Below are 14692 nucleotides of genomic sequence, written 5' to 3'. Positions count from 1 at the left end.
GTCCAAGAACACCGGTAGTTGCGGGTGACACCCGTCAACCGTGCGCCGACGCGAGGTGCCGGGCGAGCCGCGGCGAGGCGAACTCCGTGCCACACACGAAGCGCATGACAGGGCCGTACGAGGACCCGCCCAGCATGCCCGTGAAGTACAGGCCGGGAACGGACGACACATAGCCGGCGCCGAGCCGCGGCGTGCCCCGGCTGGTGGCGAGCCGCGTGCGCAGCCCCTCGCCCAGGAACGGCATCGCCGCCAGGTCCACCCGGTACCCCGTCGCCGCGATGACATGGTCGGCCGACAGGTCGTCGGCGCGCCCGCCGAGCGTGCGCACGCTCAGGACGGGCGCCCCCTGGGACACCGTCACCCGCTCGATCCCCGCGACGTCGCGCACCGCGACCTTGCCCTCGAACCGCTCCTTCAGCCACCACGCGCCCAGCGGCCCGAGCACCCTCCGGACCAGGAAGTGCCGCGCCTGCGGCGGGAGACGGCGGTACGGGTGCGGGTAGTACGTGAGCGCGTAGAGCGACCACGCGTTGCCGAACGGAGTCTCCGGGCGGAACTTCGGCTGCTGCCACGGCGGCGCCCCGAAGCGCACCCGGCCCTTGCCGCGCCCGACCACCGTCACCGTCGCGCCCGCCTCCGCAGCGAGCGCCGCCGTCTCCAGCGCGGACTGGCCCGCACCGACGACGATCAGCTCCTTGCCCGCGAACCGCGACAGGTCGTGGTGCTGCGCGCTGTGCGAGACCGGGCCCGTGAGGGCAGGTCCGTCCGGCACAGCCGCGGCGAACTCCCCTGGCAGGTGCTCCAGGCCGGACAGGCCGGTGGCGACGACCACCGCCCGCGCCGTGAACTGCTCGCCCGAGTCCAGCTTCAGCTCGAAGCCCTCGCGCCCGCGCCGGTCCACGGAGACGACCCGCACCCGCTCGAGCTCGGGCACCAGCCTCTTCTGGAACCAGTCGCCGTACGCCACGAACGTGTCGGCGGATATCAGGTCCTCGTCCGTGACGAGCCGCTTGATCCCTGCCGCGTCGCAGTAGTCGACCAGCTTGTGTCCGCGCTGCGGCGCGTCGATGTTCGACGCGGACGGCACCGACTTGAGGATCATGCCTTCGGGCATGTGCGAGCGCCAGCTCACCATGGGTTCCCCGAAGACCCTGACGGGTATCCCGCGCGCCCTCAAATGCGCCGCGGTGGACAGGCCGTAGGGCCCCGCCCCAATGACTGCTACCGGATGATTCACGAAGCCCCTCCCCAGGACGACGCCGTGTCACCTACTTCGTCCACTTCGTTCCGGCCCTGCCGCCGGGTGTACTAGGCGGCCGAACCGGTGCTGCTGCCGCGGCGGTTGGTCCGCCACAGCTGGTACAGATGCTTCGCTCCGGGCCTTACGAGCCGGGCGAGCATCGTGAAGAACGGCCGCGGATCGTCGGCCGCCCACCACGCCAGCTCCGTGCCGCTCGCGCGGGACGGGGCGTGCGGGGTCGTATAGCCGCTGCGCCGGTACGCCAGCAGGGCCGGCAGGTCGATGTTCTCGACGACGTAGCGGTGTCCCGCCCGCTGTTCCCCCTCCGGAACGGTGCGGCCGGTGAGTGCGAGGTGCATGGCACGGACGACATCGACGCCCGCCTCGTTCTCGAAGAGGCGGAACTGGGCGCCCATCCGCGGATTGAAATCGAGCAGCTTGTACTGTCCGTCGCGCCGGTCGAAGCGCAGGTCGAGGTCGATGATTCCGGTGAAGCCGATCTGTTTGATGAAACGTGCGGCGACGTCCGCGAGTTCCGGATTGTCGACGACGTACGCGTTCGCCGTCATGCCCGCGTGCGGCGGCCAGGAGCGGACCTTGACCCCGGTGAACATCGCGAGCGGCGTGGAGTCCTGGTCGAAGTACGCGTGCACGATCCAGTCCTCGGCGTCCTCGCGCGGCAGATACTCCTGGAGGATCACGCCGGGCTTCTCGCCCCAGTCGAGGGCGAGTTGACGCAGTCCTGCCGGGGTCGCGATCTTCGTGGTCCCGTTGACGGCGGGCTGCGAGCGCCGCGTGAACGCCTCCCGGTTCTTCGCCACGACCGGGAACCGGGCCTTCACCGCGAACTCCTCGATGTCCGCGTACGACATCGGGAACGCGGCCGTCGGCGACGGAATGCCGTGCTCCACGCACAGTTCGTGCAGCCCCTGCTTGCTCGCGAGACGGCGCGGCAACTCCCGCTCCACCCGCGGGAAGAGCAGGCCCGCACCGGCGAGCGGGTCCTGGTGCTCGGCGATGAGGACCGCGGCTTCCTCGTCCGTCGGGATCAGCACCGTCGGCCGGCCGATCCGGCGGGCGGCGCGCAGCAGCCCCTCGACAAGCCGCTCCGGTTCCTCCGTGCCCGTCGTGCGCCAGGTAAAGGCCCGGCGCAGATAACGCGAGGCCGCCGCGGGTGTGTACCGGTCCTCCGTGATCGCGTACATCGGCACGCCGAGGCGCCCCAGGCTGCGGATCGCGCCCACTCCTCCGTGGTGCAACGGATAGTCGCCGAACTTCACGATCAGGCCCGGGACATCACGGTCCACGGCGAACGGCACGCCTCCGGCACTGCCGTCACTCCTGGTGCTCCCGGCCACGGGTCCCCCCACGCGTCCCCCCTTGGACCCGGACCTTGAATGCAGGGCTCAGCCCCGTCCGTGCCCACCGGACAATGACGCTAAGCCGGAACCCACCACTCCATCAACGGGTCATTCGGACATTGCGAACTCTTTAGGCACTGCCGCTATACGGCACCTCCCACGTAACGTGTGGCGCACCCGAATGGAAAGTGAGGCCCGCAGGCATGGCACCCGCAGCCACCTCCGAGTCCGCGTCCGAGCCCACCCCGCTCGGCCGTCTCGACCCACTCGACCTTCCCGAAGGCCACCCCTTCGGCCCGCACAACCTTCCGTACGGAGTCTTCTCCCTCGCCGACGACGCCTCCGGCGGCGGCTCGGGCGGCACTTCGGGCGACGCTTCGAGCGGCACTTCGGGCGGCGCCGGGCGCTCGGTGGGCGTCCGGATAGGGGATCACGTCCTGGACGCGGGCGGCGCCGCCGCGGCCCTCGGCTCCCCGTACGTCACGCTCCTGGCCCGCCCGAGCCTCAACTCCCTGCTGGCGGCCGGTCGTACGACCTGGTCCGACGTGCGCCGCGCCCTGACGGCCTGGGTCACGGTCCCGGCCCACCGCGAGGTCGTCCGCCCCTTCCTGCACCCCCTCTCCTCGGTCACGCTGCACCTCCCGTTCGAGGTCGCGGACTACGTCGACTTCTACGCGTCCGAGAACCACGCCTCGAACCTCGGCCGCCTCTTCCGCCCCGACGAGGAGCCCCTGAAGCCCAACTGGAAGCACATGCCGGTGGGTTACCACGGCCGCTCCGGCACGGTCGTCGTCTCCGGCACGGACGTGGTGCGCCCCTCGGGCCAGCGCAAGGCCCCGGCCGACCCGGCCCCGGTCTTCGGCCCGTCCGTCCGCCTCGACATCGAGACGGAGGTCGGCTACGTGGTGGGTGTCCCGTCGCAGCAGGGCACACCGGTCCCGCTGGCGTCCTACCGGGACCACGTCTTCGGCCTCTGCCTCCTCAACGACTGGTCGGCGCGCGACATCCAGAACTGGGAGACGGTGCCGCTCGGCCCGCACCTCGGCAAGTCTTTCGCGACGTCGATCTCCGCGTGGATCACCCCGCTCGAAGCCCTGGACGCGGCCCGCGTGGGCCCGCCGGAGCGGACAGTGCCGCTGCTCCCCTACCTGGACGACAGCGGCCCCGAGGCGACCGCAGACCCGGCCGGCTACGACCTGCGTATCACGGTCACCCTCAACGGCCAGGTCATCTCCGAACCCCCCTTCTCCGGCATGTACTGGACGGGCGCCCAGATGCTCGCCCATATGACGGTCAACGGCGCCTCCCTGCGCACCGGCGACCTCTACGGCTCAGGCACGATCAGCGGCACGGAGGAAAACGAGCGCGGCTCCCTGATCGAAATCACCTGGAACGGCCAACAGCCACTCCCCCTCCCCGACGGCAAACGCGGCTTCCTGGAGAACGGCGACGTGGTCACCCTCTCCGCCTGGGCCCCCGGCCCGGACGGCGCGAGGGTCCAACTGGGCGAGGTCACGGGCCGCATCGTGCCCTCAACCTGAGTGACACCGGGGGCGGGGCAAGCCCCTCCGGCCGGGTGAGCAAATTAAGCCCCGCTCTTTGGACGAGAGCCCGCGGGGTCCGGGGCAGAGCCCCGAGACGCCCACCCCGTGCTACCAGTCCACATCCTCCGGCACCGGCTCATCCTCCGGCGGCGGCTCCTGGCCCACATAATCGGGCCAGGGCTCGTCGTCCCGCCCGCCCCCGGAGGGCGCCGCGTCACCCCGGAGCCCCGCCAAAACCCCCAGCACACCTTCCCCCCACGTAGCCAACTTCTTCTCGCCCACCCCACCGATCGTGCCCAACTGGTCCAGAGACGTGGGCTGTTGCAGCGCGATCTCGCTGAGCGTCGCATTCTGGAAGATGACGTACGCCGGCACCCCGTGCTCCTTCGCCTGCGCCCCGCGCCAGGCCCGCAGCGCCTCGAAGACCGGCGCCACCTCCGCCGGCAGCTCGACCGCGGGCGCCTTGCCCTTGCGCTCACGGGCCACCGCCGCACGAGGCGCCGGCTTCGGCTCCTTGCGCAGCCGCACCTCCCGCTGCCGCCCCAGCACGGAGCCGCTCTCCTCGGTGAGCACCAGCGTCCCGTACTCGCCCTCGACGGCGATGAGCCCCTGCGCCAGCAACTGCCGCACCACGCCCCGCCATTCGGTCTCGGCCAGCTCCTCGCCGATACCGAAGACGGAGAGCTGGTCGTGGTCGAACTGGATGACCTTGGCGCTGCGCTTGCCGAGCAGGATGTCGATGATCTGGCCCGCGCCGAACTTCTGTCGCCGCTCCCGCTCCAGCCGCACCACGGTCGACAGGATCTTCTGCGCGGCGACCGTGCCGTCCCACGTCTCGGGCGGCGACAGGCAGGTGTCGCAGTTGCCGCAGGACTCGGCGCCCTCCTGCCCGAAGTAGGTGAGCAGCTGGGCCCGGCGGCACTGCGCCGTCTCGCACAGCGCCAGCATCGAATCGAGGTGGGCGGAGGCCCGGCGCCGGAACGCCTCGTCCCCCTCCCCCATGTTGATCAGCTTCCGCTGCTGCACCACGTCCTGCAGCCCGTACGCCATCCATGCCGTCGACGGCATGCCGTCACGCCCGGCACGGCCCGTCTCCTGGTAGTAGCCCTCGACGGACTTCGGCAGGTCGAGGTGGGCGACGAACCGTACGTCCGGCTTGTCGATGCCCATGCCGAACGCGATGGTCGCGCAGACGACGAGGCCCTCCTCGCGCAGGAACCGCGACTGGTGCCTCGCACGCGTGCCCGCGTCCAGGCCCGCGTGGTACGGCACCGCCTCGATCCCGTTGCGACTGAGGAACTCGGCTGTCGCCTCCACGGACTTGCGGGACAGGCAGTAGACGATGCCCGCGTCGCCCTCGTGCTCCTGCTTGAGGAAGCTGAGCAGCTGCTTCTTCGGGTCGGCCTTGCCGACGATCCGGTACTGGATGTTGGGCCGGTCGAAGCTCGCCACGAAGTGCTTGGCGTCCGGCATGCCGAGGCGCTGGGTGATCTCCTGGTGCGTGGCGTGCGTCGCCGTCGCGGTCAGGGCGATGCGCGGCACGTCGGGCCAGTTCTGGCCGAGCACGGACAGCGTCAGATAGTCGGGACGGAAGTCGTGGCCCCACTGCGCGACACAGTGTGCTTCGTCGATCGCGAAGAGGGAGACCTTGCCGCGGGAGAGCAGTCCGAGCGTGGAGTCGAGACGCAGCCGCTCGGGCGCCAGATAGAGCAGGTCGAGCTCGCCCGCGAGGAACTCGGCCTCCACGAGGCGGCGCTCCTCGAAGTCCTGCGTCGAGTTCATGAACCCGGCGCGCACCCCGAGCGCCCGCAGCGCGTCCACCTGGTCCTGCATCAGCGCGATCAGCGGCGAGACGACGATCCCCGTACCGGCTCTGACCAGCGCCGGGATCTGGTAGCAGAGCGATTTGCCGCCACCGGTCGGCATGAGCACGACGGCGTCCCCACCGCCCACCACGTGATCGATGATCGCTTCCTGCTCGCCGCGGAAAGCGTCGTACCCGAAGACCCGGTGGAGCGTGGCTAGCGCCTCGCTCCCGGTCACCTCGCTCATAACCTGTGTCCCGTCCATCGCCCTGCCCCCGTGCGTCCAGCTCGTCTCGACTTCTCCAGTAACGATAGGGGTCCGGACTGACACCCCGGAAAGTTATCCACAGGCTGGGGGCATTCCTTGGACACCTGGGAGCATTCCTTGGACGCATGGAGGCCCGGCCCCCTCCCAGGGACCGGGCCTCACCATGCGCGACGGCGGCGGTATCGCTACCGCTACCGCACAAACACCCCGGCCTGGCCCGCCAGGTCCAGGAAGTACTGCGGCGCGAGCCCCAGCACGATCGTGACCGCGACGCCCACCCCGATCGTCGTCATGGTCAGCGGCGAGGGCACGGCCACGGTCGGGCCGTCCGCCTTCGGCTCGCTGAAGAACATGAGGACGATGACGCGGATGTAGAAGAACGCGGCGATCGCCGAGGACACGACACCGACCACGACGAGCGCGCCCGCGCCGCCCTCGGCCGCCGCCTTGAACACGGCGAACTTGCCCGCGAACCCGGAGGTGAGCGGGATACCGGCGAAGGCCAGCAGGAACACCGCGAAGACCGCTGCCACCAGCGGCGACCTGCGCCCGAGCCCCGCCCACTTCGACAGGTGCGTCGCCTCGCCCCCCGCGTCGCGCACCAGCGTCACCACGGCGAAGGCGCCGATGGTCACGAAGGAGTACGCGGCCAGGTAGAAGAGGACGGACGAGACCCCGTCGGGCGTGGTCGCGATGACACCGGCCAGGATGAAGCCGGCGTGCGCGATGGAGGAGTACGCGAGGAGCCGCTTGATGTCGGTCTGCGTGATCGCGACGATCGCGCCGCCCAGCATCGTGACGATGGCGACGGCCCACATGACAGGACGCCAGTCCCAGCGCATCCCCGGCAGGACGACGTACAGCAGACGCAGCAGCGCGCCGAAGGCCGCGACCTTCGTGGCCGCCGCCATGAACCCGGTCACCGGCGTCGGCGCGCCCTGGTACACGTCCGGCGTCCACATGTGGAACGGGACGGCGCCGACCTTGAACAGCAGGCCCATGCCGACCAGCGCCATGCCGATGAGCAGCAGCGCGTCGTTGCCCATGGTGTCGGCGAGGGCCGGATCCACGTTCTGGATCGAGCTGTCGACGACGCTCGCGATCGTGGCGTACGAGACGGAGCCCGCGTAGCCGTACAGGAGCGCGATGCCGAACAGGGTGAAGGCGGACGCGAAGGCGCCGAGCAGGAAGTACTTGACCGCGGCCTCCTGCGACATGAGCCGCTTGCGGCGGGCCACGGCGCACAGCAGGTACAGCGGGAGCGAGAAGACTTCCAGGGCGATGAACAGCGTCAGCAGGTCGTTCGCCGCGGGGAAGACCAGCATGCCGCCGATCGCGAAGAGCGCCAGCGGGAACACCTCGGTGGTGGTGAACCCGGCCTTTATGGCCGCCTTTTCACTGTCGCTGCCGGGCACGGAGGCGGCCTGCGCGGCGAAGGAGTCGACGCGGTTGCCGTGCGCCTCCGGGTCGAGCCGCCGCTCGGCGAACGTGAAGATCGCGACGATCCCGGACAGCAGGATGGTCCCTTGGAGGAACAGCGCCGGGCCGTCGACGGCGATCGCGCCCATGGCCGCGATGTGCGCCTTCGTCGTCCCGTACCCGCCGGCCGCGAGCCCCACGACCGCCGCGAAGGCGGCCGCGAGCGCGACGACCGCGAGGAACACCTGCACGTAGTAGCGGGACCGGCGCGGCACCAGGGCCTCGACCAGGATCCCCAGGACGGCGGCACCGATGACGATCAAGGTCGGCGACAATTGCGCGTACTCGATCTTCGGTGCGTCGATCTTGGAGATCGGATCGGCCGCCGTTGTCCACAGGCTGTGGACGGAAGAAGCACTCACCAGTGCACTCATTTGTGAGCCGCCTCCACTTCCGGCTTCGGGTCCTTCTTGTGGACGTCGGACAGGGTGTGCTTGACCGCCGGGTTCACCAGCTCGGTGAGCGGCTTCGGGTAGACGCCGAGGAAGATCAGTACGCCGATCAGCGGGACGACGACCGCGAGCTCACGCACCCGCAGATCCGCGATGCCCTCGGTCGACGGCTTCACCGGGCCCGTCATGGTGCGCTGATAGAGAACCAGCGTGTAGAGCGCGGCGAGCACGATGCCGAAGGTGGCGATGATGCCGATCACCGGGTAGCGCGTGAACGTGCCGACCAGGACCAGGAATTCACTCACGAAGGGCGCGAGGCCCGGCAGCGAGAGAGTGGCGAGGCCGCCGATCAGGAACGTACCGGCGAGCACCGGGGCGACCTTCTGCACGCCTCCGTAGTCCGCGATGAGCCGCGAACCGCGCCGCGAGATCAGGAAGCCGGCGACCAGCATCAGCGCCGCCGTCGAGATCCCGTGGTTGACCATGTAGAGCGTCGCGCCGGACTGGCCCTGGCTGGTCATCGCGAAGATGCCCATGATGATGAAGCCGAAGTGCGAGATCGACGCGAAGGCGATCAGGCGCTTGATGTCGCGCTGGCCGACCGCGACCAGCGCCCCGTAGACGATGCTGATCAGGGCGAGCACCAGGATCACCGGCGTCGCCCACTTGCTCGCCTCCGGGAACAGCTGGAGGCAGAAGCGGAGCATCGCGAACGTGCCGACCTTGTCGACAACTGCCGTGATGAGTACGGCGACCGGGGTGGTGGCCTCCCCCATCGCGTTCGGCAGCCAGGTGTGCAGCGGCCACAGCGGGGCCTTCACCGCGAAGGCGAAGAAGAAGCCCAGGAAGAGCAGCCGCTCGGTGTTGGTTGCCATGTCGAGCGAGCCGTTGGCCCGCGCGGCGGCGATCTCCTGGAGCGAGAAGTTCCCCGCGACTACGTAGAGGCCGATGACGGCCGCCAGCATGATGAGGCCGCCGACCAGGTTGTAGAGGAGGAACTTGACGGCCGCGTACGAGCGTTGGGTCGCGGCCTCCTTCTCGCCGTGCTGGCCCGCCCGGTCCCCGAAGCCGCCGATGAGGAAGTACATCGGGATGAGCATGGCTTCGAAGAAGATGTAGAAGAGGAAGACGTCGGTGGCCTCGAAGGAGATGATCACCATCGCCTCGACGAGGAGGATCAGGGCGAAGAAGCCCTGCGTCGGGCGCCACCTCGTGTTCCCGGTCTCCTGCGGGTCGGCGTCGTGCCAGCCCGCGAGGATCACGAACGGGATCAGCAGCGCGGTCAGCGCGATGAGCGCCACCGCGATGCCGTCCACACCCAGCTCGTAGCGGACCCCGAAGTCCGCGATCCACGCGTGGGATTCGGTGAGTTGGAAGCGTCCGCCGCCCGGATCGAAGCGGACCGCGACCACCGCCGCGAGCACCAGGGTGGCGAGCGAGAACAGCAGCGCGAGCCACTTGGCCGCGGTGCGCTGCTTCGCCGGCACGGCGGCCGTGGCGATCGCGCCCACGGCCGGCAGTACCGCCGTCGCTGTCAGCAGAGGAAAGGACATCGGTATCAGACCGCCCTCATCAGCAGGGTCACCGCGGCGATGAGCGCCGCGCCGCCGAACATCGAGACGGCGTACGAGCGCACGTAGCCGTTCTGGAGTTTGCGCAGCCGACCGGAGAGGCCGCCGACCGAGGCCGCCGTCCCGTTGACCACCCCGTCGACCAAGGTGTGGTCGACGTATACGAGGGAGCGCGTCAGGTGCTCGCCACCGCGCACCAGAACGACGTGGTTGAAGTCGTCCTGGAGCAGGTCACGCCGTGCGGCGCGGGTGAGCAGCGAGCCGCGCGGGGCGACGGCGGGAACCTCGCGGCGCCCGTACTGGACCCAGGCAAGACCCACACCGATCACCAGGCACACCATGGTGGCTCCGGTGACCACGCCCGCGCTGATGGGCGCGTGCCCGTGGTCGTGCCCGGTGACGGGCTCCAGCCAGTGCAGGAAGCGGTCCCCGATGGAGAAGAAGCCACCGGCGAAGACCGAGCCGACCGCGAGCACGATCATCGGGATCGTCATGGACGAGGGCGACTCGTGCGGGTGCGGCTCGTGGCCCTCCGCGTCGGGCTGCCAGCGCTTCTCGCCGAAGAAGGTCATGATCATCACGCGAGTCATGTAGAACGCCGTGATGGCCGCGCCCAGGAGGGCGACGGAGCCGAGGATCCAGCCCTCGGTGCCGCCCTTGGCGAACGCCGCCTCGATGATCTTGTCCTTGGAGAAGAAGCCGGACAGGCCCGGGAATCCGATGATCGCCAGATACCCGAGGCCGAACGTCACGAAGGTGACCGGCATGTACTTCCGCAGGCCGCCGAACCTCCGCATGTCGACCTCGTCGTTCATGCCGTGCATGACCGAACCGGCGCCGAGGAACAGGCCCGCCTTGAAGAAGCCGTGCGTGACCAGGTGCATGATCGCGAACACGTAGCCGATGGGGCCGAGGCCCGCGGCGAGGATCATGTAGCCGATCTGCGACATCGTCGAGCCGGCGAGCGCCTTCTTGATGTCGTCCTTGGCGCAACCGACGATCGCACCGAACAGCAGCGTGACCGCGCCGACGATGGTGACGACGAGCTGTGCGTCCGGCGCCCCGTTGAAGATCGCGCCGGAGCGGACGATCAGGTAGACGCCCGCGGTCACCATGGTCGCGGCGTGGATGAGGGCCGAGACCGGGGTCGGGCCCTCCATCGCGTCCCCGAGCCAGGACTGCAGCGGCACCTGCGCCGACTTGCCGCACGCGGCGAGCAGCAGCATCAGACCGATCGCGGTGAGTTTGCCCTCGGAGGTGTCACCGACGCTGTCGAGCACCGGCTTGAAGGCGAACGTCCCGAAGGTCGTGAACATCAACATGATGGCGATGGACAGACCCATGTCGCCGACCCTGTTGACCAGGAACGCCTTCTTCGCGGCGGTGGCCGCGCTCGGCTTGTGCTGCCAGAAGCCGATGAGCAGGTACGAGGCGAGGCCCACACCCTCCCAACCGACGTACAGCAGCAGGTAGTTGTCGGCGATGACCAGGAGGAGCATCGCCGCGACGAACAGGTTCAGGTAGCCGAAGAAGCGGCGGCGCCGCTCGTCGTGCTCCATGTAGCCGATCGAGTACAGGTGGATCAGCGTGCCCACACCGGAGATCAGCAGGACGAACGTCATCGACAGCTGGTCCAGCTGGAAGGCGACGTCCGCCTGGAAGCCCTCGACGGGGATCCAGCTGAACAGGTGCTGGCTGAGCGTGCGGTCCTCCGGGCCCATGCCGAGCATGTCGGTGAAGAGCACGACGGCGATCACGAAGGAGACGGCCGCGAGCAGTGTGCCGAGCAGATGACCCACCCGGTCCAACGCCCGCCCGCCGCACAGCAGTACGGCCGCTCCGAGCAGTGGCGCTGCGACGAGCAGCGCAATCAGGTTCTCCACGATTCAGCGACCCCTTACAGCTTCATCAGGCTGGCGTCGTCGACCGAGGCCGAGTGGCGGGAACGGAACAGCGACACGATGATCGCGAGCCCCACCACGACCTCGGCGGCGGCGACGACCATCGTGAAGAACGCGATGATCTGGCCGTCGAGATTGCCGTGCATCCGGGAGAACGCGACGAACGCGAGGTTGCACGCGTTCAGCATCAGCTCGATGCACATGAACACGACGATCGCGTTCCGCCTGATGAGCACGCCGGTGGCGCCGATCGTGAACAACAGGGCGGCGAGATACAGGTAGTTGACCGGATTCACTTAGAAGCCTCCTCGGCCCGGTCGCGATCCGAGCGCTCCAGGCGGTCGGACGACCGCTGCTCCAGAGCCTTCAGATCGCTCATCGCCTCACCGGAGACATCCCGGATCTGACCGCGCTCGCGCAGCGTCTGCATGACCGTGAGCTCCGAGGGGGTGCCGTCGGGCAGCAGGCCTGCGATGTCCACCGCGTTGTGCCGGGCGTAGACACCCGGGGCGGGCAGCGGCGGGAGGTGCTTGCCCTCGCGCACCCGCTCCTCCGCCAACTCGCGCTGCGTCTTGGCCCGTTCGGTGCGCTCGCGGTGCGTGAGCACCATCGCGCCGACGGTGGCCGTGATCAGCAGGGCGCCGGTGATCTCGAAGGCGAAGACGTACTTGGAGAAGATGAGGGCCGCCAGGCCCTCCACGTTCCCCCCGGCGTTCGCCTTGCCGAGTCCGTTGAACTGCGTCAACGAGGCCTGGCCGATGCCCGCGATGAGCAGCACCCCGAAGCCGATCCCGCACAGGGCGGCGAGCCAGCGCTGTCCCTTGATGGTCTCCGTCAGGGAGTCGGCCGCGGTGACGCCGACGAGCATCACCACGAAGAGGAACAGCATCATGATCGCGCCCGTGTAGACGACGATCTGCACGATGCCCAGGAAGTACGCCCCGTTGGCGAGGTAGAAGATCGCCAGGATGATCATGGTGCCGGCCAGGCACAGGGCACTGTGCACGGCCTTCTTCATCAGGATCGTGCACAGGGCGCCGATGACGGCGACCGTGCCGAGGATCCAGAACTGGAAGGCCTCACCGGTGGAGGTGCCCGCGGCGAGCGTGGTCGCCGCGGTGAGCTGCGCGCTCATACGTCCGCCCCCTCGGCGTCCTCGGAAGGCTTCTCGCCCTTGGAGACGGCCACTTGGGGCTCCGTGCCGGGTGCCGCCTCGGTGACGAGACCCCGGTAGTAGTCCTGCTCGTCCGTGCCGGGGAAGATCGAGTGCGGGCTGTCGACCATGCCCTCGTCGAGCCCGGCGAGCAGCTGCTCCTTGGTGTAGATGAGGTTGGCGCGACTGCTGTCGGCCAGCTCGAACTCGTTCGTCATCGTCAGCGCGCGCGTGGGGCACGCCTCGATGCACAGTCCGCACAGAATGCAGCGGGCGTAGTTGATCTGGTAGACGCGGCCGTAGCGCTCACCCGGCGAGTAGCGCTCCTCCTCCGTGTTGTCCGCGCCCTCCACATAGATCGCGTCCGCCGGGCAGGCCCAGGCGCACAACTCGCAGCCGATGCACTTCTCCAGGCCGTCCGGATGGCGGTTGAGCTGGTGCCTGCCGTGGAAGCGGGGAGCAGTGGTCTTCGGTTGTTCCGGGTACTGCTCGGTCAGCCGCTTCTTGAACATGGCCTTGAAGGTCACGCCGAAGCCGGCGACGGGGTTCTGGAACCCCGGCTCGGTGTCCTTCTGCTGGCCGGAGTCGGTCTCGTCAGCCATCGGACGCCTCCTTTCCATCGTGAGATCCGCCAAGCGATTCGTCACTCTGAGTATCGGGGCCACCACTGACAATCAGCTCCCGCTCCCGGCGGGAGCGCCTGCGCGGCACGGGCGGCAGGGTCTGTCCGGGCAGCGGCGGCACGGGGAATCCGCCCGCCATCGGGTCGAAGGCGACGGGCTCTTCGGCGGCCTCGCGCTGCTTGGCCCCGCGGTCGCGGAAGATGTCCACGACGAACGACAGGATCAGGACCACAAGGATCGCGGCGCCGACGTACAGGGCGATGGAGGCGAAGTCGTAGTTCTCGTTGCGCAGCGTCCGTACGGTCGCCACCAGCATCAGCCACACCACGGAGACCGGGATGAGGACCTTCCAGCCGAGCTTCATCAGCTGGTCGTAGCGGACGCGAGGCAGCGTGCCGCGCAGCCAGATGAAGAAGAACAGCAGCAGCTGGACCTTGATGACGAACCAGAGCATCGGCCACCAGCCGTGGTTCGCGCCCTCCCAGAACGTGGAGATGGGCCACGGTGCGCGCCAGCCGCCCAGGAAGAGCGTCACGGACACCGCCGAGACCGTCACCATGTTCACGTACTCGGCGAGCATGAACATCGCGAACTTGATGGACGAGTACTCGGTGTTGAAGCCGCCGACGAGGTCGCCCTCGGACTCCGGCATGTCGAACGGAGCGCGGTTCGTCTCGCCGACCATCGTCACGATGTAGATCAGGAACGAGACGGGCAGCAGGACGATGTACCAGCGGTCGTGCTGCTGGGCGACGATCTCCGAGGTCGACATCGAGCCCGAGTACAGGAACACCGAGGCGAACGCGGCACCCATCGCGATCTCGTACGAGATCATCTGCGCGCAGGACCGCAGGCCGCCGAGCAGCGGGTACGTCGACCCGGACGACCAGCCCGCGAGGACGATGCCGTAGATGCCGACGGAGGCGACCGCGAGGATGTAGAGCATCGCGATCGGCAGGTCGGTGAGCTGCATCGTCGTGCGGTGGCCGAAGATCGAGACCTCGTTGCCTGCCGGGCCGAACGGGATCACGGCGATCGCCATGAAGGCGGGGATCGCCGCGATGACCGGCGCAAGGACGTAGACCACCTTGTCCGCGCGCTTGACGATCACGTCTTCCTTGAGCATCAGCTTGATGCCGTCGGCGAGCGACTGGAGCATGCCCCAGGGGCCGTGCCGGTTCGGGCCGATGCGCAGCTGCATCCAGGCGACGACCTTGCGCTCCCACACGATGGAGAACAGCACGGTCACCATCAGGAAGGCGAAGCAGAAGACCGCCTTGACGACGACGAGCCACCAGGGGTCGCGGCCGAACATGGAGAGGTCTTCGAGCGCCAGTGGGCTCAGCGCTGTCGGG

The 14692-nt window shown here is 68.9% G+C and carries 11 protein-coding genes; 1 reads left to right on the top strand and 10 read right to left on the bottom strand.

Features of this window, described 5'->3' with window-relative positions:
* Positions 1-34: 34 nt before the first annotated feature.
* Both OHA73_RS25385 and OHA73_RS25380 read right to left on the bottom strand, forming a co-directional pair.
* Positions 35-1237: an FAD-dependent oxidoreductase gene (locus OHA73_RS25385; protein ID WP_327656207.1), complete on the bottom strand. Its 1203-nt coding sequence runs from the start codon at positions 1235-1237 to the stop codon at positions 35-37.
* A 71-nt stretch (positions 1238-1308) separates the two neighbouring features.
* Entirely contained in the window at positions 1309-2559 is a 1251-nt protein-coding gene (locus OHA73_RS25380) for a carboxylate--amine ligase (protein WP_266718782.1), read from the bottom strand.
* Between the two features lie 245 nt (positions 2560-2804).
* Between OHA73_RS25380 and fahA the strand changes: the two genes are divergently transcribed.
* Positions 2805-4142 (top strand): fumarylacetoacetase, encoded by a 1338-nt coding sequence (gene fahA, locus OHA73_RS25375; protein WP_327656206.1) that lies wholly within the window; start codon positions 2805-2807, stop codon positions 4140-4142.
* Positions 4143-4253: 111 nt separating this feature from the next.
* Here the strand turns inward: fahA and recQ are convergent, their stop codons facing one another.
* The 8 genes from recQ to nuoH form a co-directional block, all read right to left on the bottom strand.
* Positions 4254-6197: a DNA helicase RecQ gene (gene recQ, locus OHA73_RS25370; protein ID WP_443063127.1), complete on the bottom strand. Its 1944-nt coding sequence runs from the start codon at positions 6195-6197 to the stop codon at positions 4254-4256.
* A 212-nt stretch (positions 6198-6409) separates the two neighbouring features.
* Positions 6410-8059: an NADH-quinone oxidoreductase subunit NuoN gene (gene nuoN, locus OHA73_RS25365; protein WP_327656204.1), complete on the bottom strand. Its 1650-nt coding sequence runs from the start codon at positions 8057-8059 to the stop codon at positions 6410-6412.
* 8 nt (positions 8060-8067) lie between these two features.
* The gene (locus OHA73_RS25360) at positions 8068-9642 is read right to left on the bottom strand and encodes an NADH-quinone oxidoreductase subunit M (RefSeq protein ID WP_266712927.1); all 1575 of its coding nucleotides are present in this window, start codon (positions 9640-9642) and stop codon (positions 8068-8070) included.
* 5 nt (positions 9643-9647) lie between these two features.
* A complete protein-coding gene (gene nuoL, locus OHA73_RS25355) occupies positions 9648-11543 on the bottom strand; it encodes an NADH-quinone oxidoreductase subunit L (protein WP_266712925.1) in 1896 nt (631 codons plus the stop codon).
* Positions 11544-11557: 14 nt separating this feature from the next.
* Entirely contained in the window at positions 11558-11857 is a 300-nt protein-coding gene (gene nuoK / locus OHA73_RS25350) for an NADH-quinone oxidoreductase subunit NuoK (protein WP_003974374.1), read from the bottom strand.
* Positions 11854-12696, bottom strand: a complete 843-nt coding sequence (locus tag OHA73_RS25345) for an NADH-quinone oxidoreductase subunit J (protein WP_266712923.1) — start codon at positions 12694-12696, stop codon at positions 11854-11856. Before OHA73_RS25345 ends, nuoK begins: the two co-directional genes overlap by 4 nt.
* A complete protein-coding gene (gene nuoI, locus OHA73_RS25340) occupies positions 12693-13316 on the bottom strand; it encodes an NADH-quinone oxidoreductase subunit NuoI (protein ID WP_266712921.1) in 624 nt (207 codons plus the stop codon). The genes OHA73_RS25345 and nuoI overlap by 4 nt, the downstream gene beginning before the upstream one ends.
* Positions 13309-14682: an NADH-quinone oxidoreductase subunit NuoH gene (nuoH, locus tag OHA73_RS25335; RefSeq protein WP_266718780.1), complete on the bottom strand. Its 1374-nt coding sequence runs from the start codon at positions 14680-14682 to the stop codon at positions 13309-13311. Before nuoH ends, nuoI begins: the two co-directional genes overlap by 8 nt.
* Positions 14683-14692 lie beyond the last annotated feature (10 nt).

The organism is Streptomyces sp. NBC_00483 (genome assembly GCF_036013745.1).
In the GTDB taxonomy this organism is placed as follows: Bacteria; Actinomycetota; Actinomycetes; order Streptomycetales; family Streptomycetaceae; genus Streptomyces.
This window is presented reverse-complemented; position numbering and strand designations above follow the sequence as displayed.